General features: G+C 51.2%; 20 protein-coding genes and 1 pseudogene. 1 reads left to right on the plus strand and 20 read right to left on the minus strand.

From position 1 onward, the window contains the following. Nucleotides 1-86: 86 nt before the first annotated feature. The 20 genes from M891_RS0114040 to rpsF all read right to left on the minus strand — a co-directional run bounded on the left by M891_RS0114040 (nucleotide 87) and on the right by rpsF (nucleotide 22905). Nucleotides 87-1634, minus strand: coding sequence for a M23 family metallopeptidase (locus tag M891_RS0114040; RefSeq protein WP_028539289.1), 1548 nt, complete (start codon nucleotides 1632-1634; stop codon nucleotides 87-89). Nucleotides 1635-1877: 243 nt separating this feature from the next. Beyond that, nucleotides 1878-2576: a hypothetical protein gene (locus M891_RS0114045; protein WP_028539290.1), complete on the minus strand. Its 699-nt coding sequence runs from the start codon at nucleotides 2574-2576 to the stop codon at nucleotides 1878-1880. 174 nt (nucleotides 2577-2750) lie between these two features. Next, entirely contained in the window at nucleotides 2751-4037 is a 1287-nt protein-coding gene (locus M891_RS0114050; protein WP_028539291.1) for an adenylosuccinate synthase, read from the minus strand. Between the two features lie 354 nt (nucleotides 4038-4391). Beyond that, the gene (locus M891_RS0114055; protein WP_036700545.1) at nucleotides 4392-6098 is read right to left on the minus strand and encodes a methyl-accepting chemotaxis protein; all 1707 of its coding nucleotides are present in this window, start codon (nucleotides 6096-6098) and stop codon (nucleotides 4392-4394) included. Nucleotides 6099-6177: 79 nt separating this feature from the next. After that, complete coding sequence (locus M891_RS0114060; protein WP_028539293.1) at nucleotides 6178-7839, minus strand: pyridoxal phosphate-dependent decarboxylase family protein; 1662 nt, start codon at nucleotides 7837-7839, stop codon at nucleotides 6178-6180. Nucleotides 7840-8207: 368 nt separating this feature from the next. Then, on the minus strand, nucleotides 8208-9569 hold the full coding sequence (gene dnaB / locus M891_RS0114065; RefSeq protein ID WP_009223372.1) for a replicative DNA helicase: 1362 nt from the start codon (nucleotides 9567-9569) through the stop codon (nucleotides 8208-8210). A gap of 1 nt (nucleotide 9570) precedes the next feature. Beyond that, on the minus strand, nucleotides 9571-10014 hold the full coding sequence (rplI, locus tag M891_RS0114070) for a 50S ribosomal protein L9 (RefSeq protein WP_009223371.1): 444 nt from the start codon (nucleotides 10012-10014) through the stop codon (nucleotides 9571-9573). Next, nucleotides 10011-11993 carry a DHH family phosphoesterase gene (locus tag M891_RS0114075; RefSeq protein WP_028539294.1) on the minus strand — a complete coding sequence of 661 codons (1983 nt, stop codon included), beginning with the start codon at nucleotides 11991-11993 and terminating at the stop codon, nucleotides 10011-10013. Before M891_RS0114075 ends, rplI begins: the two co-directional genes overlap by 4 nt. A gap of 11 nt (nucleotides 11994-12004) precedes the next feature. Then, nucleotides 12005-12925: a DUF2232 domain-containing protein gene (locus tag M891_RS0114080; protein ID WP_016314558.1), complete on the minus strand. Its 921-nt coding sequence runs from the start codon at nucleotides 12923-12925 to the stop codon at nucleotides 12005-12007. 6 nt (nucleotides 12926-12931) lie between these two features. Continuing rightward, complete coding sequence (locus M891_RS0114085) at nucleotides 12932-13234, minus strand: MazG-like family protein (protein WP_028539295.1); 303 nt, start codon at nucleotides 13232-13234, stop codon at nucleotides 12932-12934. 88 nt (nucleotides 13235-13322) lie between these two features. Continuing rightward, entirely contained in the window at nucleotides 13323-13748 is a 426-nt protein-coding gene (locus M891_RS0114090; RefSeq protein WP_016314560.1) for a CBS domain-containing protein, read from the minus strand. A 169-nt stretch (nucleotides 13749-13917) separates the two neighbouring features. Continuing rightward, the gene (locus tag M891_RS0114095) at nucleotides 13918-15006 is read right to left on the minus strand and encodes an LCP family protein (RefSeq protein WP_028539296.1); all 1089 of its coding nucleotides are present in this window, start codon (nucleotides 15004-15006) and stop codon (nucleotides 13918-13920) included. Nucleotides 15007-15290: 284 nt separating this feature from the next. Further along, entirely contained in the window at nucleotides 15291-16331 is a 1041-nt protein-coding gene (locus M891_RS0114100) for an ABC transporter ATP-binding protein (RefSeq protein ID WP_028539297.1), read from the minus strand. Continuing rightward, entirely contained in the window at nucleotides 16328-17356 is a 1029-nt protein-coding gene (locus M891_RS0114105) for an ABC transporter ATP-binding protein (RefSeq protein ID WP_016314563.1), read from the minus strand. Before M891_RS0114105 ends, M891_RS0114100 begins: the two co-directional genes overlap by 4 nt. Continuing rightward, a complete protein-coding gene (locus tag M891_RS0114110) occupies nucleotides 17323-18339 on the minus strand; it encodes an ABC transporter permease (protein WP_016314564.1) in 1017 nt (338 codons plus the stop codon). Before M891_RS0114110 ends, M891_RS0114105 begins: the two co-directional genes overlap by 34 nt. Next, complete coding sequence (locus M891_RS0114115) at nucleotides 18336-19307, minus strand: ABC transporter permease (protein ID WP_028539299.1); 972 nt, start codon at nucleotides 19305-19307, stop codon at nucleotides 18336-18338. The genes M891_RS0114110 and M891_RS0114115 overlap by 4 nt, the downstream gene beginning before the upstream one ends. Nucleotides 19308-19435: 128 nt before the next feature. After that, on the minus strand, nucleotides 19436-21175 hold the full coding sequence (locus tag M891_RS0114120) for a peptide-binding protein (RefSeq protein WP_036700534.1): 1740 nt from the start codon (nucleotides 21173-21175) through the stop codon (nucleotides 19436-19438). A 631-nt stretch (nucleotides 21176-21806) separates the two neighbouring features. Then, nucleotides 21807-22076, minus strand: coding sequence for a 30S ribosomal protein S18 (rpsR, locus tag M891_RS0114125; protein WP_009223360.1), 270 nt, complete (start codon nucleotides 22074-22076; stop codon nucleotides 21807-21809). Nucleotides 22077-22097: 21 nt separating this feature from the next. Continuing rightward, nucleotides 22098-22580, minus strand: coding sequence for a single-stranded DNA-binding protein (ssb, locus tag M891_RS0114130; RefSeq protein WP_028539301.1), 483 nt, complete (start codon nucleotides 22578-22580; stop codon nucleotides 22098-22100). A 40-nt stretch (nucleotides 22581-22620) separates the two neighbouring features. Next, complete coding sequence (rpsF, locus tag M891_RS0114135; protein WP_009223358.1) at nucleotides 22621-22905, minus strand: 30S ribosomal protein S6; 285 nt, start codon at nucleotides 22903-22905, stop codon at nucleotides 22621-22623. 204 nt (nucleotides 22906-23109) lie between these two features. On the opposite strand from rpsF, the pseudogene M891_RS25840 reads away from it, so the two are divergent. Beyond that, nucleotides 23110-23347, plus strand: a pseudogene (locus M891_RS25840) (DDE-type integrase/transposase/recombinase); the annotation flags it as partial.

Below are 23347 nucleotides of genomic sequence, written 5' to 3' on the forward strand. Positions count from 1 at the left end.
AATCCTCAAACAAAGGGAGCCAAAACCTATACCCGCCCAAATCCACAAAAAAAGCCCATCCCCCTTACAGGAGACGGACTCACATCTTATAGATATTTCAACGGATTCTGAATGCTGCCGTTCTTATGAATCTCAAAATGCAAATGCGTGCCGGTCGAACGCCCGGTGCTGCCCATGACGCCAATCTTGTCGCCCTTCTCGACGACTTGACCTTTCTTCACGCTGATTTTGCTTAAATGACCGTACAACGTTTCATAGCCATTCTTGTGGTCAATGATGATGCAGTTGCCATAACCCGACTTCGTTCCAACGAAGGTAACAACGCCGTCATCGGCAGCTAAAATGCTGCGGTTGGAGGAGACCAAATCAACGCCTTTATGCGTCCGTCCCCAACGTTCGCCGTAGCTGCTTGTCATTTTCGCGCTGGATACCGGCCAGGCAAACTGCCCGGTGCCCTCACCCAACACAACCTTCGTGCCGCGCACAACGATCTTCGGCGAAGACTTCTTCGTGACTTCCTGGCCCAGCCATTCTTCATTGACCACGATGCCGTTTTCCTTCGTGATCCTGTACTCCATGGTCTTGAGGCCGCTGGAACCTGGAGAAATCACTTTCGTTTCTCCTGCACGCATACTGGCATTCTTCTTAATGATCACCTGCGGTTCCGTAACAATTTCCTCTGTTACATGCTCCACCGTACGAACCGTTAGGGCCGGCTGCACCGCCTTCACGTTGAGCAACGTTCCAATTTGCAGCGTCAGCTCTTCAATCCCGGGATTGTTCGCAAACAACTCCTTCTGTGACACACCAAAACGGGCCGCGATCGACGAGATCGTATCCCCTTCCTGGACTTCATATTGAATTGCTGCCTCGTCCCCTTGAAGGATCTTTCGTACCGCTTCCTCTGGACTCATCACCTTGTTCGGATCGGCCTTGATCTCTCCCTGATTCACGTCTTCAGCGATTTCCACCGTTTCCAACGTTGCGCTGGAGGCCTTTGTTTTCGCTTGGGCTGACTTACTCCCGCCAGTTCGTTTCACTTTAGCAGCCAGCGTGCTGACAGCCACATCCGGTGCATATTTCGATTTCACCTGTTCCAGAACCTCTCGGGCGGCCGCCTGGTCCTTCACCACGGCGATCACTTTGCCGTCCACCTTCAGCTCCACACCTTTGGCGTACCCGGTTAGCATCCCGTACAGCTCGTCGAGCGTAGACTCCGCATCCACGTCAGCCTTGTAGGCCTGCTCCGGCTTGATGGTGATGCCCTCGGTATTCACTGCCATCTCCACATCCGGATATTTTTGCTTATATTCCTGCTCCTTACGTGCAATCAGAGCCTGTAATTGCGATTCACTTGCGATCGTGCCAATTTCTTTCCCGCCGACGTAAACCCGGTAATAAGATACCGTATTCGCCTTAACGTATTGCTGGCCTCCCCAATAGACCGCTCCGGCAATGACAACCACAGCGGCTCCGGCTAAGACAAGCTTGCGGGGCTTAAGAAGATCACGCCATTTTCGCCTGCTCTCTGGTTCGGATATCTCTGAATCGTTTTCCGGGCGGCTGTGTTGCTCTTGCGTCCGAGAATCGTTCACGCGCCACAGCTGCCAGCGTTTTCCCGTAAAACCTTTCATACCGATCTCCTTTTATCCATCGACTCGATTCGACTTGAAATGGTTTCAAAATTTTAACCTTTAATCACTATTGATTACTTTAACACAGTGGGGTGAAAATTATCAACTTTCGGTCAAAAGCAAAGAACCCGCTTAACAAGCGGGTTCTCACGGTTTGGTCAGTAAGCAAGCTAGTTTATTGAATTTACAATCCTGTGAATGTTAGCGCTGACATTCCCTTTAGATCAGGCAGTTAAAGCGATTTTATTTTTTTAACAATTCCATGACCTTGGCGTATTCCGTTTTATCCAAATGTTTCGACAGAACCTGTTCAATGTTAATCATTTCCGTTTCCGTCAAACCACCTTCCAGGGCCACAGTCAACATTTGCATTTCCTCTTGTGGCAGCTTCTTCATAAGGATCGCAAAAATTTCCTCCTTCTGCTGATCCGGCAGTTCCTTCTTCTTGGCCACGAGATCATCCGGCGTCACGACCACCTGCTGATCCTCGCCCATTGCTTCTCCGCCACTCATTCCGCCCATCACCGGCAAAGCATCCTCCGGTGCATTTTCATCTGTGGTGTTGGCGTCCTTCCCCTCCGTGCCTGGATCCTTGCCGCTAGCCGGGGTTCCATTCGTCCCCGTTGTCGCCCCCCCGGAGGTACCACTCTCTCCACTGCCGCCAGAGGATGAATCCGCCACATCGTCCTTCGTCTTGTCCGCACGGTTGTCTACTTTATCCTCCCCTTTTGCCTGATCCGTACGGTTTGAGGCACCGCCTAGTCCCAGCATGCCCTTCATCATCCCGCTAAAGCTAGGAGCTTCTGCGGTGATCGGCAGGTTGTAACTGCTGAGTAAAGATTGGATATACGAATTGACGATATATCCCGTTGTGGCCACGGTTAATAAACTAACCGCTACGATCGTTACGCATAATTTCAAGATCCATCCGAACCATTTCATCGTTTGTATCCTCCCACTGCCTAAGAATCTAGTCTCTCAACCTTCAGTATGGACGGCAAAACCAGATTTCAACCTAAGCAAGGAACCGAAACTCGAAAAAGAAACCGCCGACCGAGGATGAACACATCGCTCGTTCGGCGGCTTAGAAATCGTCTGAATCGTCTATCTATTGAATTATTCGTAGATTGGCAACACTTGATTGGTTTGACTGCGGTTCCGACCAACGGAGAAAATCGCGATAGGCACACCGGTCAATTCCGAGATCCGGCGGACGTAATTCCGGGTGGATTCCGGGAGATCCTCCAGCGTTTTCGCCCCCGAGATATCCTCGGACCAACCTGGCATTTCTTCATATATAGCTTCGCATTCAGCAAGCACCTTGAGACTTGCCGGATAGTGGGTGATGATCTCACCGCGGTATTTGTAGCCGGTGCAGATTTTGACGGTCTTGAGTCCGGTCAACACGTCCAGGGAGTTCAGCGAGAGCCCGGTCAAGCCGCTGACGCGCCGCGTATGGCGGACTACCACGCTGTCGAACCAGCCTACCCGACGCGGACGCCCGGTAACCGTTCCGTATTCATGACCTGTCTCCCGGATCATGTCGCCCACTTCGTCGAACAGTTCGGTCGGGAACGGACCGTCGCCGACACGGGTGGTGTATGCTTTAGCCACCCCAATGATTTGATGAATCTTCGTAGGTCCTACACCACTGCCGTTGCAGACTCCGCCAGCCGACGGATTGGACGAGGTTACGAACGGATAGGTGCCTTGGTCGATGTCGAGCATGACGCCTTGCGCGCCTTCGAACAACACCTTCTGTCCGGCATCAATCGCATCGTTCAAAACCACCGACGTGTCCGCAACGTACGGGCGCAGAAATTCTGCATATCCCAGATATTGCTGCAGCACTTCCTCCACGTCCAGCGGCTGCCCGCCGTAAATGGTCTCGATCAGATGGTTCTTCTCCTTCATGATGTGACGCAGCTTCGATTCAAACTCCTCTGGGTCCATCAAATCCGCGATCCGAATCCCGTTGCGGGAAGCTTTGTCCATATACGCCGGCCCGATCCCTTTCCCGGTCGTTCCGATCTTGTTCTCTCCCTTACGTTCTTCCTCCAGCTTATCCAAGACCAGATGATACGGCAAAATCACATGCGCCCGGTCGCTGATCACAAGATTCTTCGTGCTAAATCCGTTCTCTTCCACGTAGTTGATTTCATCGATCAGGGCAGCCGGGTTGATCACAACCCCATTGCCGATCACACAGCGTTTATTTTGATTAAAGATGCCTGACGGAATCAAGGTGAGTTTGTACTTCTTGCCGTCGATCAGAATGGTGTGACCGGCGTTGTTACCGCCTTGATAACGGGCCACCACATCGGCGCTTTCCGCCAAGAAATCCGTGATTTTACCTTTACCTTCGTCTCCCCATTGCGTTCCTACAACGACTACCGTTGACATGTACATTCCCCCGCTTGGTGCGTCAAGCACCTGTATTTGAACATTGCAAAAGACAGCCTTCGTCTTGCCGATGGCTTGCCGCCATCCTTAGGCTGATCCGACATTTTTCCATAATTGTACGCGCTCACAAACGCGCTGCTAACGTTAATCCGACCATCTATCGCTTTAACGCAGCAATACCAGTTTAACAGTCTCCATTTTTAAAGTCAAATTAAAAAGCGAACGATGCTTCTGTTTAATTTTACAAATGTTCGGAATTCCTGTTTTCAAAAAAGAAGATGCCTCGCCGAATCCAGGCAGAGCCTAGATTGGCAAAGGCACCTTCGGATCACTGAAACAACACGCAAATCTTGCTTAAATTTTAAAAATCGCCACAGCCTGCTGCAAATTCTCAGACAATACCGAGAGCTGGCGAATCGCCCCGGCGATTTCCTGCATGGCTGCGCTTTGTTGTTCAGACGCGGCTGCGACCTCCTCGGAAGAAGCGGCCTGCTCTTGGGTCACGCCGGAAATTTGCTGTACCGAGGCGGAAATGCTGTGATAGGAGTTTTCCACCAGCAGCAACGACTGCAGCAGTTGATCGGTACGGGCCGAGAAATCGCTGATGCCCTGAAAGATTTCTCGGAAATTTTGATGTGTCTTGCTCATCCATTCCTGGCCCTCTTCAATTGCCCGGCTGCCTTCGCCGATGCTTTCTATAACGAGTCGGCTGTTTTCCTGCGTCCCGGCCACCAGTTCGGTAATCGAAGAGGCGGCTTCAGCCGATTGCTCTGCCAGCTTGCGGACTTCGCCGGCGACCACGGCAAAGCCGCGACCCATTTCGCCAACGCGCGCCGCTTCGATAGAGGCATTCAACGCCAACAGATTCGTCTGCTGCGCGATCTCCGTAATCATATTGATCACTTCGCCGATCTCTCGGGAGTGATCCTCCAGTTGTCCGGCCATCGTTTCCGAGTGTTGCATGACCTGTTCGATCTTGTTCATATGACGCAGTGTCTCGTCCACCATGTTTTGGCCCTCGGACGATTGTTTGCTGACCTTCTCGGCAATAGACTGCATCGTGTTCACATCGGCGACAACGCCGCTTAACTGTTGTTGAATTTCCTGCACCGAGGCGGAGCTATGAGTGATCGATTCCACGACCTCGTTAATGCCTTCACTCATATTGTTCATCGAAACCGCCACCTGCTGTGCGCTTTCGCTGGACTCTTTAGCAACTTGCATCAACTGGGCGCTGGTTCCCGATACCTCGAGGGACGAAGCGGAAATATGACCGATTAACTGTTTCATATTCGAACGCATCGTATCAAACGCCTCCGCCAACCGACCGACCTCATCGCGGCTGCGAATTTCGATCTCCTGGGTCAAATCCCCGGTCGCAAAACGATCCGTCACCTGCACCAGCGTTCGGATCGGCTTCGCAATCATCCGGCCCAGCAGGTAAGCGAACAGCAAACCGATGACAAGAACCAGAATGGTGATCGCGATGCTGTACCATAACACCGCCGAGGCGGTTTCCGGAATGACAGAGGCATCAAGATCGATACCCAGCAGCCCGGCGGTCGTGCCGTTTTCATTTTTCAAAGGAACAAACATCGATTTATGTACGCCAAACTCATCTTTATAAATGCTGCTAATCGTTTCTTGGTCGTTGGTAATGGCCTGTTTCATCTCATCAGAAAACGGATATTCCAAGTTGTAGTCGCCTTCGGTATCAGACAAAGCGATGATGCGCTCCGTGCCCCCGTCATTGGACAAAATATACACGTTCTCCAAATTGTATAATTCCTTCAGCCGGTCCATCGCTTCACGGGTTTCTTGATACAGCGGGCTGTCGATGCCGTCGATTTCCAGCTTATTGCCTTCAATCCGCTCCAATTCGCTTTGTACGATGCGGATATTGCTCTCCAGCCGGTGATCCAGCTCGTTCTTCAGCTTGCCGCTCAGCGTGGAATTCACGACGGTGAGCAGCCCGATGAAGCAAAGCACCGCGATCAGGAGCAAACCTGTCGTACCTAACATGATCTTTGAAGAGATATGTCCGAACAGTAAACGTTTCATTTTATCTTTCACTGCGAGTTCATCTCCTGGGTAGTTTAATAGTTGCGGTCATTGCTAGGTCAAAGTCCTAAGTCATTCTTTAGTTCACTGCCGGTACACTAAATGCTTCACATACCTCCGTTACGCATTCCTTCAAATATTGCACGATTTCAGGCACATGCTGCGGTTGGGTATGCGGCGAAATGACAAAAAATTTGCTCACATACAGCGGAATCTCCCGGCCTTCGGACGAGCTGACCAGCAGATGTTTCTTCGTATCGCCAAAGAACATCCGGTCACGACGTTCTCCCAGCTTCTCGAACAACCGCTCGTTAAGCTGGTTGTTGCGTTCAATCTCCTGTGCGGAGCACGTCCCCTTGATTTCGTCGGCAAACCTCGGGCATCCTGGCAAATAGATGCGGATCAGCGTAGAAATGCCCGGATTGTCCGGATTCGCAATGTCTGCCTGCGGAATTTCCGCGGTCAACTGCTCTCGGAATACCCGGTTCACTTCTAGGAACTGCCCTAACAAGCGCTGATACCCTTCTGTGCCAAAAGACAGCAGCAAGCTGTACATGCTGATCGAACTTGCCATCCGGGAGCATTCCAGCGTATAGCCGGTATGGTACTCGCCATAACCCCGGTGACCGACGTACGGCGTATCCTCCGCTTCCAGATCCATGAGCTTAAGATCGGCAGCATTTTTCAAGAGGAACAAACTAGATACGTACGGAGCCTGGCCCAGCTTCTGAAAATCAAAGCAGAGGGAATCTGCAAGCGAGAGCATCTGCATTTTCCGCCGGATCGGCTCCAGCATGGCGAGGACACCTTCGCTGAACCCCAGCGGATTTTGCTCCATATCGTAGTCGTTAAAGAAGGCAAAGAAACCGCCTAGAGCTGAATCCGCATGGATATGCGGGCATGGCAAACCGAACCGATCCGCGTTTTCCTCTGCGGCGGCACGAATTTGTCGGATATCGTCAATCCCAATCGCATCCGTCGTTCCGGTTGTAGCTACGATATATACCGGCACGCCCCCCATTCGGGAAACGGTCTCCAGTTTCCGTTTCAAATCGGCAATGTCCATCGAGCTGTCAGGTAAAGTTTTGACCTTCACCAGTCGATCGCTGCCCAGCCCGGTAGCTTCCACCGATTTGAGCAAGCTGTAATGGGCTGCCTCGGAACAGAAAGCGAACAGGTTGTTGGGAACCCCCCGCTTCAGTGCGTCCGGCACCGCTTTGGCAATCGCAATACGCAGACCGGAAAAGACTGCTCCTTGCCCGCCCCATGTCGTATATCCTCCACTGGTTGCCGCATCATAGCCGACAAGCTTGGACATCATGGCGATGACCCGAACCTCTGCTTCGGCACCGGCTGGCCCATAGACATCCCAAAGGTTGTTCCCATTGACCAACATGGCCGTCAGCATCCCCAGCATGCCGGGAATCGAAGCCATCGGCAAAATATTCGTAAAAAAGTATTTCGTATGATAGGGATGGCCGTGCAGTAACTTGAGTAACTCTTCGTTGACATTTTCCATCGGGGCACCTACTTGGGGGATCTCGCTTTCCGCCGCCAGCTCGCCATAGAAATTCGCATCCCGCCGCTTCTCCCCTTTCAAGTTAACGCCTTCGGGGTCCTTCAACTCATCTACGCCGCGAACCAGTTGTTCGAATAGATCTAACATTCGCTTCTGCTGTGCCGAATTTCCGTCTTCACTTGGGAACCAATCCCGTACATCTGGCTTGCCGTTCATTTCCATCTTCATCCTCTCCCATACCTCCATTTGAGTTCTTTCTCTACTGGATCACGAAGTTGAAGAAGCTCGTCCGATATCTTGAATGAGAACTTATAATTTACACCCTCTTTCCGCAACTTTCATTTCCTTACAAATCTAAATTATACAGTCATTTCTTCCTGCGTACAGACAAGTCGCAGGCATATATTCCATGATATGGAATGTGTCGAAAATTGTTTAGATTTCTGGTTTAATCCCCTAGATTGTCCCATAATTGTCCCATAGATGAGAATGGGAAGAATCGGGGGGGTCGACGCTATCCCGGAACACCAAAAAGGACTGACGAAGATCGTCAGCCCTACTATCAAGAGGATTCCTGTCTTTGGTTACACCTAACCTGCAAACGCATCCGCATGCGCTCGCTCATAATTGGCGAACTTGTTAAAGTTCTTCAAGAACACCAACTCAACGGTCCCTACCGGGCCGTTCCGCTGTTTGGCAATGATGATTTCGATGATGTTCTTCTTCTCTGTCTCTTGGTTGTAATAATCGTCCCGGTACAGGAACGCTACGATATCGGCGTCCTGCTCGATGGAACCCGATTCCCGAAGGTCAGACATCATCGGACGCTTGTCCTGCCGCTGCTCAACGCCCCGGCTTAACTGAGACAAGGCGATCACGGGCACTTCCAGCTCCCGGCCAATTTGCTTGAGGGTCCGGGAGATTTCCGAGACCTCCTGCTGCCGATTCTCGCCGGGTTTGCCCCGGCCTTGGATCAGCTGCAGGTAGTCGATCACGATCATGCCCAGACCGCGTTCCTTCTTGAGCCGGCGGCATTTCGCCCGGATATCCGCCACGGTTACGCCAGGGGTATCGTCAATATAAATCTCCGCTTCCGACAAGGCCGCAATCCCCATCGTCAGCTTCGCCCAATCGTCATCGCTCTTGAAATCCCCGGTCCGCATTACGCTGGCATCGAGGTTCGCTTCGGCGCAGATCATCCGCTGCACCAACTGAGCTGCGGACATCTCCAGACTGAAGATGGCCACGGTTTCTTTCGCTCGTACGGCGACATTCTGGGCAATGTTCAAGGCAAACGCCGTTTTACCTACGGAAGGGCGCGCCGCAACGATAATCAAGTCACTGCGCTGGAAGCCCGCCGTCATGCGGTCCAAATCAACGAACCCGGAAGGAATCCCGGTGGTTGTTCCGCGGTTCTGATGCAGCGTCTCAACGCGCTCGAACACTTCCATCAGCACATCGCGAATCGGGATAAACCCGCTGCCCGAACGGCGGTTGGAGATCTCCAGAATGCGTCGCTCGGCATCGCTCAGCATGTCGGCCACATCTTCGCCGCCGGCATAACCGTCGCTGACGATTTGCGTAGCCGTGCGAATTAAGCGCCGCAGCATCGATTTCTCTTCGATGATCCGCGCGTAATAATCCACATTGGCTGCCGTCGGTACGGCATGAGCCAGCTTGGCCAAATAACTGACGCCGCCGATCTCCTCCAGCTCACCGCGGTCCTTCAGCTTGGCAGTTAACGTCACAAGGTCAATCGGCTTGCCTTCCTCGCCGAGTTGAACCATCGCTTCAAAGATTAATTGATGAGGCTTATCGTAAAAATCCTCGGTCCGCACCCGCTCCATCGCGGTAATAAGTGCCTCCGATTGCAGCAGCACTGCCCCAAGTACCGCCTGCTCTGCTTCTAGATTTTGCGGGGGGATCCGGTCAAAAAACAGATCGCCGCTCATCTTATTCCTCCGTCACTTGAACCTTCAACGTCGACTTCACTTCGGGATGCAGCTTCACCGGCACTTGTGTTACGCCTAGCGTCCGGATCGGGTCATGCATTTCAATTTTGCGTTTATCCAGCTTCACGCCGGCTTTCTCCAGCGCTTCGGCAACCTGCTTGCTCGTAATCGCACCAAACAAGCGGCCGCCTTCTCCGGCTTTCGCTTTCAGCTGCACGGTCATCTCCTCCAGCTTCTTGCCGAGTTCGATGGCCTCTTCCTTCTCCTTCTGCTTCCGCTTCTGCTCCGCTGCTGTTTGCTGCTCCAACGTCTTCACATTCCCTTCGGTGGCCGGACGCACCAACCCCCGGGGAATCAGGAAGTTTTGCGCATACCCTTCGGAGACGTTTTTGATTTCTCCCTTTTTCCCTTGACCTTTGACATCTTGCAAGAAGATCACTTTCATTCGAACAACCCCTCTTCCTTCTCTATTTCATCCAGCACGGCGAGCAGTTTCTTCTCTGCTTCCGCCTGGGTGCCTTCCAATTGAACAGCTGCATTCGTTAAATGTCCGCCGCCGCCCAGCCGCTCCATGACCACCTGCACGTTCATGTTCCCCAGCGACCGGGCGCTGATGCCAATTAAGCCGTCTGGCCGCTCGCTGATCACAAAAGACGCCAGGACGCCGGTCATATTCAGCAGCGTATCCGCGACTTGAGCAATTAACATCTGTGGAATTTTGCGATTCGGCTCCGTCACCGCCAAAGCGATATGCCCGTGTATCATTCGGGCATGCTTGATGATATCGGCCTTGGCGATGTACTCCTGCAAATCTTCCTTCAACAATCGCTGCACCATCACCGTGTCCGCTCCATTTCGGCGGAGGAACGCTGCGGCCTCAAACGTCCGCGAGCCGGTATGAAGCGCGAAATGCTTCGTATCGACGGTGATGCCTGCGAGCAGCGTCGTCGCTTCCAGAGGGCTCAGCTCCACCTTCTCGTGAATGTACTGCAGCAGCTCGGTGACGAGCTCGCAGGCTGAGGAAGCATAAGGCTCCAGGTAGACGAGCACCGCGTCGGTTACAAATTCCTCGCCGCGGCGGTGGTGGTCCACGATGACGACGCGGCTTGCTTCTTCCACAAGCCGAGGCTCCATCGTCATGGAAGCCTTATGCGTATCGACAAGTACGAGCAGCGTGTGCTCGGTCATCAAATGCATGGCTTGCTCCGGCGAAATAAACCGCCGGAGCAAGGTCTCTTCTTTGCCGATGCGCTCCATCAGGCGCTCGATCGCCGGGTTCGGGCCATCCAGTACAATGTGGGCCTCGACCTTGTACATATCGGCAGCCTTCAGCACGCCGATGGAGGCGCCGATCACGTCGAGGTCCGGCACGCGATGGCCCATGATGATGACGCGGTCGCTCTCCTGCATCAAATCGCGCAAGGCATGCGCGATAACGCGGGCGCGAACGCGCGTCCGCTTCTCTATGGCGCCAGATTTGCCGCCATAGAACGAGAGCCGCTGACCGGCCTTGACTGCGGCCTGGTCGCCCCCGCGGCCGAGCGCCATATCCAAGCTGGACTGGGCGAGTTCGCCCAGCTCACTGAAGCGCTCGGCGCCAAAAGCGAGGCCGATGCTGAGCGTAATCGGCACCTTCAGGTCCGCGGTCATTTCGCGGACCTCGTCCAGAATGACGAACCGGCTCTGCTCGAGTTCGTCCAGCGATTTCTGATTCAGAATCATCAGATATCGCTCAGAGGACAGTCGCCGCAAGTACACGCGGTACTGTTTGGCCCATTCCGTAATCGCCGTCGCCACGCGAGCGATTAAGGCGGTGCGCTGCTGGTCGTCCATGCCCTGGGTGGCCTCATCCAGATTGTCCAGCAGCACGATCCCCAGCGCAGCCCGTTCGTCTTCGTACCGTCTGCGCAGTACCGCCAGCTCCGTCATATCATGGAGATAAATGATGCGCTCGTTCGCATCGACGGTAAGCTCATAGTAACGCTCCCCGACCATGACTTCTGCCGTGGTCCGAGCGCCCGCCGCATCCTTCTTGTCTTTACTTGGCAAGGGGAGCTGCGGCAGCAGCTCGGACAGCGGTTGGCCCACGACGGAATCTTTGTCGTACATGCCAGCCACGAACTGATTATGCCACTCAACTGTCCGTTCTTCGCTATACAGGATCAAACCAAACGGAAGCTTACTGACAGCCTCGCCTTCCACCCGTTTGATCCGGTAATTCAAATCGGTCACGTAGCGAATCAGCTCTTGGCGGAACTGCCGCTCCGCCCGCAGCATGCTGAAGGTCAGCACACTCACGAGACATAAGCAAACCAGTCCCAGGATCCAATTAAAGAAGGAGACGAAGATGACGAGCAGCAACTGGAGCATGAACATCCATACGGTCTGGTAACCGTACCAACGTTTTTGCAAAACATTTGGCATGCCTTCTCACCCTATCGTCTTGGTCTCGTAATCATATCCCGCAGCGGGAATGCAATGTCCAAAATCCCCACGATTCGAAGCGGCGGAATAAACAACAGCGCTACAATGAGCAGAATCGGAATCACCGGATTCCACTTGCGATGGTAGGCGGCAAAGAAGAAGAAGCTTGCCGTTTGCACCATGAAGAGAAATTGCAGCAGCGGCATCAGATTCAGCACAATCGTGCCCAAGAATCCTTGGCTTACTGCTTCTCCGCCAAACCACTGCAGCAATACGCCGATCAAATAGTACCAAATCAGCGAACGCGGCAACCGCCAATCACGGATCGGCGGCATCTTCGGCACCGCATGACCCAAGCTGGACAACGTAGGCCGGGAGATGGCATGGGCTACTGCAGCCATGAGCAGTGAGCAGACGATCATCGTAAAGGGAATCATCCGCACCGTCAAGCTGGAGAATTGCTGGCTCATCTCTGGCGACCAGACAATGGTGCCAGTCAACGAGCTGTCAGCGACATTCGTGAACGGAGCCATCGCCGCATTCACCAGGTCCTCAATCGCATTCGCCAGATTAAAGTTGAAGAAGACGGTGCTGATCAGCAGTACCAGCAAAAACTCCAGCAAAATGGTGCCGGCTCCCGCCATGACCGTGCGGAACGCCGGGCTTCTTTTCTTATATAAATAGCCCATCACGATCGAAGGAACAATAAAATAGACGGCCTGCAACAAGATCAGCGGGCCGAAGATCAATGCAACCGCCAGCCAGACCACCGCGACGTGCACAAGAAACGCTCTTGTCGACAAGGTGGTGTACAGCAAAATACCCGGCACGATCAGAAAAAACATCGTGATCACGGTCAGCGGAGTTGCAAGTGACAACAGAAGCAGCAAATATACGGCGCTCCAGGCCACCGATGTCCAGCGTAACTTCAAATGGGTTCACCTCTTAGACATATGTTCTTCCAGGGTAGAAATATCTTGATACCAATCCTCGAGCTGGTGACCCTCCTGCTTATGTTTTCTCAGTTTCTCCAAGATACTGTCATCCATATCCCGATAGGAAACACCGAGTCTCCGCCCCAAAATATAACTGCTGACGATAAGGCTGGCAAGACTGTCCGTTACCCGTGTCGTGCTGCCTTCCCATAATGCCTTAAACAAACGGGATACGTGATCGACTACTTCCGTTTTGAGCCATTCAATCACTTTGGCACGCTTGGCTACATCCATTTCCCTTTGCATCTCGGACAGCTTCGACCCTCCCCGAAAAAAGCTTTATTCTTCATTATAGCATATAGCAAACGCGACAAAAGACGCAAACCTTTAGGATTTATTGGGTTTGTGCCGTATTTCGGGTCACGAACTTCTCGCAATATTCGATGATCTGACTACGCCGCACGATCCCAATAAACCGGCACCGGTCATCGACAACCGGCACGAAGTTCTGCACCTTCGCCAGATTAATCAAATCCTCCATATCGGCATCGATTCGTACCGGCTTGATGTCCATCTTCAGCGGCACGTCCTTCAGGAGAAATTTTGAAGCGGTCTCAAAAGTAATCTTGCCGCTCGAATTTTTCATGTGCCATAATAAATCGCCTTCCGTGACCGTACCGACATACACCCCATCGTGATCGATGATCGGCACGGCCGTATAACGGTGATACTCCATACGCTCCAGCGTCTGGCGTAACGTGGACTCCAACGTCATGGTGACCACGTCATTTTTCGGAAGCAGAAAAAACGCTATATTCATGAGAACGAAATCCTCCTCATCCTTTCATTCAGACTCCCCTATTTGATACGTTTCGAAACCGAAGTTGTTCCAGAACCGGCGGCATGAAAGCGGCAGCCGGAACTCCGGACTGCCGTTGTCTGAAATCAGGGTATATTCACATTATAATCTAAGGTATGATGCCCCACGATCACTCATTCTTGCTCGTATTTGCCGCCGTTCCCTGCGCGCCGTTTTGCCCCGCATCTGTCTTCTCTGCATCACGGGATTCCGGAAGGATCAATTCAAACGCCTCCGTATCCGGGTTCAGCCAATTGTCGATCATCTCTTTGGCGAAATCAACATCCTCTTCATTCGCTTTATCATAATAAACCCCATTGATCCGAATGCCTTTGCCTAAAATCGTAAAGCCGCTAATTTGCGGAGAAGTATCTCCCAACAAGACCTTCTTGGACAATTCGATGATTTGGCTTGGCGGCAAGTCGGTCTTAAAATTATCCCCCATCAGGTTGATTAATTCAGGGATTTTTGTCACTTGGTTCAGCTTTAACATCCGGTTCACCATGGCGTTCAGGAACACCTGATGTCGTTTTGTCCGGTTAAAATCACTGTCTTCCCGATAACGGACGAAGTTGAGCGCCTCCGTACCGTCGTACAACGGTTTATTTGCCTTAATCGTAAACTTCTCATGATCCGCTTGTTTATTGACAATATCCTTCGTAATCGGCAGCTCTACACCGCCCAGCGCGTCCACGATGTCACGCACCCCTTGGAAGTTCACGGCTGCATAGTAATCCACCGGATAGCCGATGAAGTTCTCCACCGTATCCTTGGCCATCTTCTCCCCGCCAAACGCATACGCATGATTAATCTTATCTTCCTTACCCTTGCCGACGATCTCGGTATACGTGTCGCGCGGGATGGAGATCAGCAACACCTTGGCATCCTCCGGACGCACCACCGCATAGATCATCGTATCGGAGCGAGCTGGCTCGTTATTCCGTTGATCCACACCTAACAGCAGAGTGCTGAATGGCTTCATCTTCTCTTCCACCGGCTCCACCGGACGGGGCTCTTCCCCTTCAATTGGCGAATACGAGCGTTCCAACGTCTGCTCAACTTTGCCTGACAGGAACAAGTCAAAGGCCATCACGGCAAGCGGCTTGCGGAACAAATATCCCCCGGCCCCCGCCACCAACAGAACTATGAGTACAATCCACGCGATTTTCTTGCGTTTATTCTTCGATTTCATCTTCTTTCTGCTACGACGTTCGATCATGGTTTTTTACGCCTCCATCGCCATTCTGGTTGATTTCCTTCTCTATCTGCCATATCACTACGTTTTTACTCATCCTTGCTTAACTTATCTATCATTTTTCAAAACAACTCTACCGCTTTGTACTATAACACATCGAGGAAATCGGGTACAACAATGCGGGATATGTAGATGCTGGTCTACTAACCAATGAAGCTTGGACGAAAAAAGAAGGGAGGCCCGCTCCTACCGGAGATCGGACCTCTACCGTCATGAACCAGCCTGTTTTTTTGCGAGAAGGCGTCTGTTTAAGCCAACACGGTCTCCGGTTGCAACGGGAAGTGGCAGGCCACTTGGCGTCCGGGAGCTGCCTCAATCAATGGCGGTTCCACCTTGGCGCATTGCTCCTGGGCAAACGGACAGCGGGTGTGGAAGCGGCATCCGGAAGGCGGATTTGCGGGAGAAGGAACATCCCCCTGTAGCACGATCCGTTCCCGCTTCCGACCTGGCGTCGGCTTTGGAATGGCCGACAATAAAGCGGCTGTATATGGATGCAGCGGAGAATTGAATAACGTCTCCGTTTCTCCGACCTCTACCAGCTTACCCAAATACATGACGCCGACCCGATCGGAGATATGCCGAACGACGTTAAGGCCATGGGCAATGAAGAGGAACGTCAATCCGAGCTCACGTTGCAGCTTCATCAACAGGTTAATGACCTGTGATTGCACGGACACGTCCAGCGCCGATACCGCCTCATCCGCGACGATAAACTTCGGATTCAGAGCTATTGCCCGGGCAATACCAATCCGTTGCCGCTGACCGCCGGAAAATTCGTGCGGATAGCGATTGCGCCGGCTGGCATCCAGCCCTACCAATTCCATGAGCTCCACGACTCTAGCATCTATTTCCTTGGAAGATAGGTTGCGATGAACGCGTAAAGGTTCGCCGATGATGTCTTTTACTAGAAAACGAGGATTTAGGGAACCGAACGGATCCTGGAAAATAATCTGCATCTCTTCCCGAAGCTTCCGCAGCTCTTGCCCCCGTAAAGAATGAATGTCCCGCCCCTGGTAGATGACTTCTCCTTCCGTGGCTCCTTGCAAGCGAAGAATGACACGTCCCAGCGTTGACTTGCCGCAGCCGGATTCTCCGACGAGCCCGAAGGTCTCCCCTTTTCGAATCGCTAAGGATACGTCATCTACCGCTTTCACTTGACCAACGACCCGGCTGAGCAAGCCTTTATGAATCGGGAAATACTTCTTAATCCCGCGGATATCTACCAGAATCTCATCGGACTTCAAACCGCTCGGTCGCTTTACTTCTACATTCGCCGTTTCTGTCGTCATGCGGGTTTCACCTCATCTCTGCTGCTGTGGTCATCGCTTTTGCTTACCGGCTTATCCTCATAGAGCCAGCAGGAAGCGCGATGATCTGCTCCGATCATAAACTCCGGTGGTTCCTTCTGCCGACAAACCTCCTTCGCATGCGGGCAGCGGGGGTGGAACCGGCAGCCGGAAGGCAATTGACCGATTGGCGGGATTGTCCCCTGGATCGTGTACAGTTCTCCTCCCCGTTCCCCTTCAAATCCAGGGATCGATTGGAGCAACCCTGTGGTGTATGGGTGACTGGGTTGATTGAAGATATCTTCCACTGGACCTTCTTCAACGATCGCCCCCGCATACATAACAGCGACCCGATCTGCCATTTCCGCAGCTACGCCCATATCATGGGTAATCAGCAGAATGGACATGCCGAGCTCGGCCTGCAGCTTCCGCAGCAAATCAAGGATTTGCGCCTGTACCGTCACGTCCAGCGCGGTCGTAGGTTCGTCAGCAATCAACAGCTCTGGGTTGCAGGCTAAGGCAATGGCAATGACGACCCGTTGGCACATGCCGCCCGACAATTCATGGGGATATTGCTTGGCGCGAATTTCCGGCGCAGGGATGCCTACGAGCTTCAACAGGTTAACAGCCATATTCCAAGCCTCATCCGCATCCTTATTCTGATGCAACCGCAAGCTTTCGGCAATCTGTTCCCCTACCGTAAATACCGGGTTTAACGCCGACATGGGATCCTGAAAGATCATCGCAATTTGGTTGCCGCGGATCTGCCGCATCTCTTCCTGTTTCTTGGTGGCTAAATCCTGACCGCGAAACTTAATGCTGCCATCCATGATCACTCCGCCGGCATAATCAATCAGCCGCATGATGGCGAGTGAGGTCACGCTCTTTCCGCTCCCCGATTCACCAACTAAGCAAACCGTCTGTCCCTTTTCTATGGATAACGAGATCCGGTCGGTCGCTTTCACAACCCCATTTTCCGTTAAGAAGCCCGCCGTCAGTTTCCGGATTTCGAGAAGTTTCTCCGCCATTTTGCCAGCCTCCTCCGGGATTTATTCAGATTCTGTCTTGGATCCAGCGCATCGCGGATGCCGTCCCCGATGAAGTTCACCGCCAGAACGACGATCAAGATGCATAAGCCGGGATAAACTGCCTGCATTTTATCAACGAGCATAAATTCTTGCGCATTACTTAACATCAATCCCCAGCTTGTTGCCGGTGGTTGGATGCCTAAACCAAGGTAAGACAAAGCCGATTCGCTCAAAATCGCCGAACCAACCATCAAGGTTGCGTTAACGATAATCGGAAACGTAGAGTTCCGTAATAAATGACGGAAAATAATGCCTGTATTCGATACCCCGATGGCACGCGCAGCTTCAACGTATTGCATTTCCCGCAATTGAAGGAAATTCCCGCGCACCAACCGTGCAATACTCATCCAGCTGGTAAAGGCCAAAATCATAATCATATATTTCATATCCGACCCAAAAATCGCCAGTACCAAAATGTTAAGGAACAACGTAGGTACCGAGTTCATCACATCGACGATCCGCATGAAGACCGTATCGACCCATCCGCCGAAATAACCGGATAACGCACCGATAATCGAACCGATGATGACCGAAGCTACGGCGACGGAAAAACCAATTAATAAGGAAATTCTTGCACTATACAGCAGTCTTGTGAACACGTCACGTCCTAATTCATCCGTGCCTAACAGGTGCCCATCGGTCCCTGCTGGGAGATTCGGGAACATCAGATCGATCTTGGCCGGATCATACTTGGTAAGCCAAGGGGCAAAAATCGCAGCCAGAATAAAAATCAGTAACACGACTAACCCTGTCATTGCATAGGGATTATGCGAGAATTTTCTCCATAATAGGCCCCAAGGACCCAGCGGCTTCTTGGCTGGAAGTGCAGCTACCGCATTCTGGGGATCCGATGCATGACTTGGTTCAGGAGTTGGCACGTCGGGAGATGTTCCCGGCGATATCGTTACCTTGAGATCACTCATGCAGCTTTCGTCCCCTTTCCACCCAATTTAACCCGTGGATCTACAATGGCATATAAAATATCCGCGAGTAAGCTACCAAGGATAACCATAACCGAAGTAACGATCGTAATCGCCATCAGAACAGAATACTCCCGTGCCGTAGCCATCTCGACATAGAGGCGCCCCATCCCCGGCCAGTTAAACACGTTTTCCGTGAGGGCAGCGCCGCCGACAAGCAGCGGTAAATCCAGTCCTAAAATGGTGATGATCGGAATAAGCGCATTCCGTAAGGCGTGTCGGAACACAACCTTTCTTTCCTTAACACCCTTTGCCCGAGCCGTGCGGATGTAGTCCATTTCAAGGACCTCCAACATACTTGCACGGGCATACTTAATATAAGAAGCAAGGAATCCTAACGATAATACCGTGATGGGAAGCACTAGATGCAGTAATAGGTCAAGCAGGCTGTCTTCCTTCCCCCTGGAGTGCATGTCCGATAGGGGAAGCCAATCGAGGCCTAGTGAGAACCACTGTTGCAAAAGTATACCGAACCAGAAGGTTGGCATCGCAAATCCGATATAAGAAATAAAGGATGCCGTTTGATCAGATAATCCATATTCTTTTGTACTGTTATAAATGCCCCAAGGGAGCGCAATAATCAAGGTTAACAACCAAGCGGAGCCCATTAAAACGAACGTATTCCCGATACGAGGCCACAATAAATCCCCAACTGGCAAATGGTTTTTGAACGTATATCCTAAGTCACCTTGCAGCAAGTCCCCAACCCACCGGAGATATTGAACGGGTAAGGGTTTATCCAGACCGAGGTTTTGCTTCTGCTGCTCGAATGCTTCCGGCGATAAACCCGGAGCAAGGAAGACTTGCGTTGGTCCCCCTGGAGCGGCATGGATCAGCAAAAACGTCACGACGGTGATCAAGAAAATGACCAAGACCGATTGCAGCAAGCGACGGATCAGATATTCTGTCATCTTTTATCCTCCTAAACATAGTTAGGTATAGAACCACAGGATAAAAATAGAGCTTGAAAGGGAGAAGGAGAAAGAGAATACTCCCTTTCCCCCTCCTGCGGTTCTATTTCCTGTATCCGCTCTTCTTCTTATTCCGTTACCCACCAGTTGATCAGATGGAAGTAGTATCCGTAGCCCAACGATGGTTCTGGACGGTCTTCTTCTTTCCAATGAACTCTTGGACCCGTACCGATGGCGTTACCATATTGATAAAGGAAGACATATGGCAAGTCTGTAGAGATTTCCTTCGCCAGTTCCTTATAGATCGCTTGACGTTCCGTTTGATCAACTGTGGAGTATCCGTCTACCCACAATTGGTCGAGCTTTTCGTTCTTATACCAGCCGGTGTTTTGACCTGCCGGCGGGAAGTATTTCGAGGAATAAATGCTTTCTGCATCCGGATCCGGGTTGTTCAGAGACCATGCCAACAAAATGGCTTGATACTTACCTGGGTTGACGTTCTGATCGATCCATGCGGCAAAGTCGATGCCTTTAGGCGTAACTTCGATACCAACATCTGCTAAGTTTTGCTGGATAATCGCAGCCACTTGTTCACGGCGGCTGTTACCGGCGTTATATTGCAGTTCGAAGGAGAAGCGGTGACCGTCTTTCTCAAGGATCTCGTCTTTGCCAGGAACCCAACCGTCTTCTGCCAGCAATTGTTTTGCTTTCTCCGTATCATAGTTATAGTTGACAGCAGCATCCTTCGGATCCGCCCAAGTGTCCGGCAGGAACGGAGCGTTCATCAGCGCACCGACACCTTTCAAGACATTATCAACCATCCCTTGACGGTTAATTGCGTATGCAATCGCCTGTCTTGTCTTTTGACTTTGGAACAAACCGTAGTTGTCCGGGAAGTTCTTCGGATCGAAGTTAAACCCGACGTATTCGTAAGTCGGACCCGGTTTTTGGATGACGTTAATATCCTTATTCGATTTAACAGCTTCAACCTGCGTCACCGGAATGGCGCTGATATGGTCTGCATCACCTTTCAACAAGGCTTGAACTTGGGTGTTTTGGTCGGCATAAATTTTATAGATGACTTGATGAATATGCGGCTTCTGCGTACCCCAGTAGTTTGGATCGAGATCCAACGTGTGGCTTTCGCCTTGTTTCCATTCTGTCCACTTCCATGGCCCGTTCGTTACGGTTTTCGATGGATCTGTACCATATGGATGTTGTTGAAGTTCCTTCACAGGAACATCCTTCAACACATGGTAAGGGACCAAATCGGTAACCAGCGTATATAAGAACGGAGCGTAAACGGATTGCAACTTAATGTTGACGGTCAAATCATCCACTTTTGTAACGCTCTCTACCTTATCGAAGGAGCTGATCGCTGGGGAACCCGTTTCTGGGTTACGAATCGTATCAAATGTAAATACGATGTCGTCGGCCGTTACCGGCTGCCCGTCACTCCATTTTGCGGTATCTTTCAGCTTCACGGTATAAGTTAAACCGTCCTCAGAAATTTGTGGAGGCTCGGCTGCCAAAGACCAAGGCTCGACAACTACATTTCCTTCACGGTCTAGATCGTACAGTTTGGAGAAAAGGAACTGCTCCACATCTCCGGAAGAAGTATCACCAATAAAGATAGGATTTAAAGTAACAATATCCGAAAAAGTTGAAAGGACAATTGTACCTCCGTCTACCGGCTCATCTGCCGATGGTTCTGTTTCCGGTTCCGTTGTGTTTTCTGGAGTTGTGTTGTTCTCTGTCGGAGTCGGCGAATTGGAAGCTGTGTTATTGGTACTGCAACCTGCAAACAAAATACCTACGAGAGATAAAATAAGTAAGATGGACCATAATCTTCTCTTCTTTGCCACCATGTGAGTTGACTCCTCCTTGTTTAATTGTTGAGAACGTGCAGTTCGTCATGCCTTTCCTCTTGCCAGGATGTTCCTTTCGACCTCCCCCTTCATCACTCTCTAGTTGCTTCTCACAGTGCGTAATCCTGGACAAAACAACTCACTTACGCCCCTATGGCTCTATCTCCCCATGACTTATACCCTAAAAACAGAGACACAACGTCAGCCGTTTGTAACAAAGTGTGACATAGGTTTGATATAAACCATCGGTTAATAAGCATCTTAAGCCGGTCCCTATCAGGGATATGCACCAGTTCAATTATTGATCATAATACATGTGAAAATATCTTACGTCAATAATTTTTTTAAACGTTTGTTGGCCCCTAATTAACCCTGATTTACTAGTATTTTATAGAAATAATTAATATAAAGCGTTTACAAAAAGTTGAACGTTAATTTTTCTTACTTGTCCTGTACTATTGATGTTAACATTTTTCGAGTTCGTTCTATCTTTCTCGTCATAAATCGACTTTATTTTAAATAGGTTTACTTGGATTTGTCGTAAGCGAAGCTCTATGACTTAAGTCCTTTTTGTATAGAAACAAAAAACAACCGAACCCTGAGGTTCGGTTGTTGTTCTAACTGATCACGCTTATTCCGTTGTGTATGGAAGCAATGCGATTTGACGGGAGCGTTTGATCGCGATCGTCAAAAGGCGTTGGTATTTCGCGCTAGTGCCAGTTACACGACGAGGCAAAATTTTGCCGCGCTCGCTGATGAATTTCTTCAACAGCTCCGTATCTTTATAGTCAATGTGAGTAATTTTATTCACAGTGAAGTAGCACACTTTACGACGTTTGTTGCGGCCGCCGCGGCGAGCCGGTCTTTTGTCGTCTCCGCCTTCTCTTTGCTTGAAGCTCATGCTTTTCAGTCCTTTCCGTTGTTAAAATGGCAAATCGTCATCCGATATATCGATCGGTTTCCCGTCGTCGGAGAAAGGATCGTTCTGATTGCTGCGCGAGAATCCGCCGCCACGGCTGTTGCCGCCGCTGCCGCCTCCAAATGGAGACTCTTCCCGCGTACCGCCGCCACCTGCACCGCCCTCGCGGTTCGATTCCAAGAAACGGACATTATCGGCAATAACTTCGGTTACGTATACACGTTTACCTTCGTTATTTTCGTAGTTCCGTACTTGAATACGTCCTTCAACAGCCGTTAACCGCCCTTTACGCAAATAATTCGCGCAAGTCTCGGCAAGCTGTCTCCAGGTAACAACCGGGATGAAATCCGCCTCACGTTCGCCCCCTTGCGAGGTGAACGGTCTGTCCACAGCAAGAGTAAACTGAGTTACCGCTACGCCAGCTGGCGTATATCGCAGCTCCGGATCCCGGGTAAGACGTCCGATGAGAATGACACGGTTCAACAATCAAATCCCCTCCTTCGGGCAATGGTTACTCAAACTTGAATTAGGCTACGTCTTTCGTGATGAGATAACGGATAACCTCGTCGGAAATCTTCAAGATCCGTTCCAGCTCAGCAACAACTTCTGGAGCAGCGGTGAAATTCACGAGAACGTAAATTCCATCACGAACCTTGTTAATCTCATACGCAAGCCGGCGTTTGCCCAAAACTTCATGTTTGGTAATTTCACCGCCGTTTTGGATGATGCCTTGGAATTTTTCGACTGTAGCTTGAACAGCTTCTTGTTCAACGTCAGGACGAATAATGTACATCACTTCGTATTTGCGCATTCTGATTCACCTCCTCTTGGACTATGGCCCCCAATACGTGTCCCGTTTGGGAGCAAGGAGCGAGAGTAAACTCGCACCGTAATAGTATATCAAATCCAAAGTCGGCACGCAAGGATCCGCGATCACTCAGTTAAAATGTTACTAAAGAGGCATCGGTTCACTCACATCGAAATGTTACCGAAGGGATGTGTTTTGAAACTGAGCATGAAAACACGACGTGAAGTAATCCGTACCTTGGCTGATCAATACATGAGAGCGAAATCGCGAAATGAGAAATCTGCAATCCTTGACAACGCCGTGAAGGTGCTGGGGTGCCATCGGAAGCATGCTATCCGCGCTCTCACGAACCCTCCTGCGCTGACACCAGCGAAATCGAAACGTAATCGGCCATTAGCTTACCAGGAGGCGATGCCCGTCATTGAGCGCGTTTGGGAAGCCCTGG

This window comes from Paenibacillus sp. J14 (assembly GCF_000518465.1).
In the GTDB taxonomy this organism is placed as follows: domain Bacteria; phylum Bacillota; class Bacilli; order Paenibacillales; family Paenibacillaceae; genus Fontibacillus; species Fontibacillus barengoltzii.

Coding starts and splice junctions, on each gene's coding strand:
- M891_RS0114100 (WP_028539297.1), bottom strand. CDS start 16,331: ATGACGACAGAAACGGCGAATGTAGAAGTAAAGCGACCGAGCGGTTTG.
- M891_RS0114045 (WP_028539290.1), bottom strand. CDS start 2,576: ATGAAATGGTTCGGATGGATCTTGAAATTATGCGTAACGATCGTAGCG.
- M891_RS0114055 (WP_036700545.1), bottom strand. CDS start 6,098: ATGAAACGTTTACTGTTCGGACATATCTCTTCAAAGATCATGTTAGGT.
- M891_RS0114090 (WP_016314560.1), bottom strand. CDS start 13,748: ATGAATATAGCGTTTTTTCTGCTTCCGAAAAATGACGTGGTCACCATG.
- rpsR (WP_009223360.1), bottom strand. CDS start 22,076: ATGAGCTTCAAGCAAAGAGAAGGCGGAGACGACAAAAGACCGGCTCGC.
- M891_RS0114095 (WP_028539296.1), bottom strand. CDS start 15,006: ATGATCGAACGTCGTAGCAGAAAGAAGATGAAATCGAAGAATAAACGC.
- dnaB (WP_009223372.1), bottom strand. CDS start 9,569: ATGAGCGGCGATCTGTTTTTTGACCGGATCCCCCCGCAAAATCTAGAA.
- M891_RS0114085 (WP_028539295.1), bottom strand. CDS start 13,234: ATGCAAAGGGAAATGGATGTAGCCAAGCGTGCCAAAGTGATTGAATGG.
- rpsF (WP_009223358.1), bottom strand. CDS start 22,905: ATGCGCAAATACGAAGTGATGTACATTATTCGTCCTGACGTTGAACAA.
- rplI (WP_009223371.1), bottom strand. CDS start 10,014: ATGAAAGTGATCTTCTTGCAAGATGTCAAAGGTCAAGGGAAAAAGGGA.
- M891_RS0114060 (WP_028539293.1), bottom strand. CDS start 7,839: ATGGAAATGAACGGCAAGCCAGATGTACGGGATTGGTTCCCAAGTGAA.
- M891_RS0114105 (WP_016314563.1), bottom strand. CDS start 17,356: ATGGCGGAGAAACTTCTCGAAATCCGGAAACTGACGGCGGGCTTCTTA.
- M891_RS0114075 (WP_028539294.1), bottom strand. CDS start 11,993: ATGCCAAATGTTTTGCAAAAACGTTGGTACGGTTACCAGACCGTATGG.
- M891_RS0114050 (WP_028539291.1), bottom strand. CDS start 4,037: ATGTCAACGGTAGTCGTTGTAGGAACGCAATGGGGAGACGAAGGTAAA.
- M891_RS0114110 (WP_016314564.1), bottom strand. CDS start 18,339: ATGAGTGATCTCAAGGTAACGATATCGCCGGGAACATCTCCCGACGTG.
- M891_RS0114040 (WP_028539289.1), bottom strand. CDS start 1,634: ATGAAAGGTTTTACGGGAAAACGCTGGCAGCTGTGGCGCGTGAACGAT.
- M891_RS0114115 (WP_028539299.1), bottom strand. CDS start 19,307: ATGACAGAATATCTGATCCGTCGCTTGCTGCAATCGGTCTTGGTCATT.
- M891_RS0114120 (WP_036700534.1), bottom strand. CDS start 21,175: ATGGTGGCAAAGAAGAGAAGATTATGGTCCATCTTACTTATTTTATCT.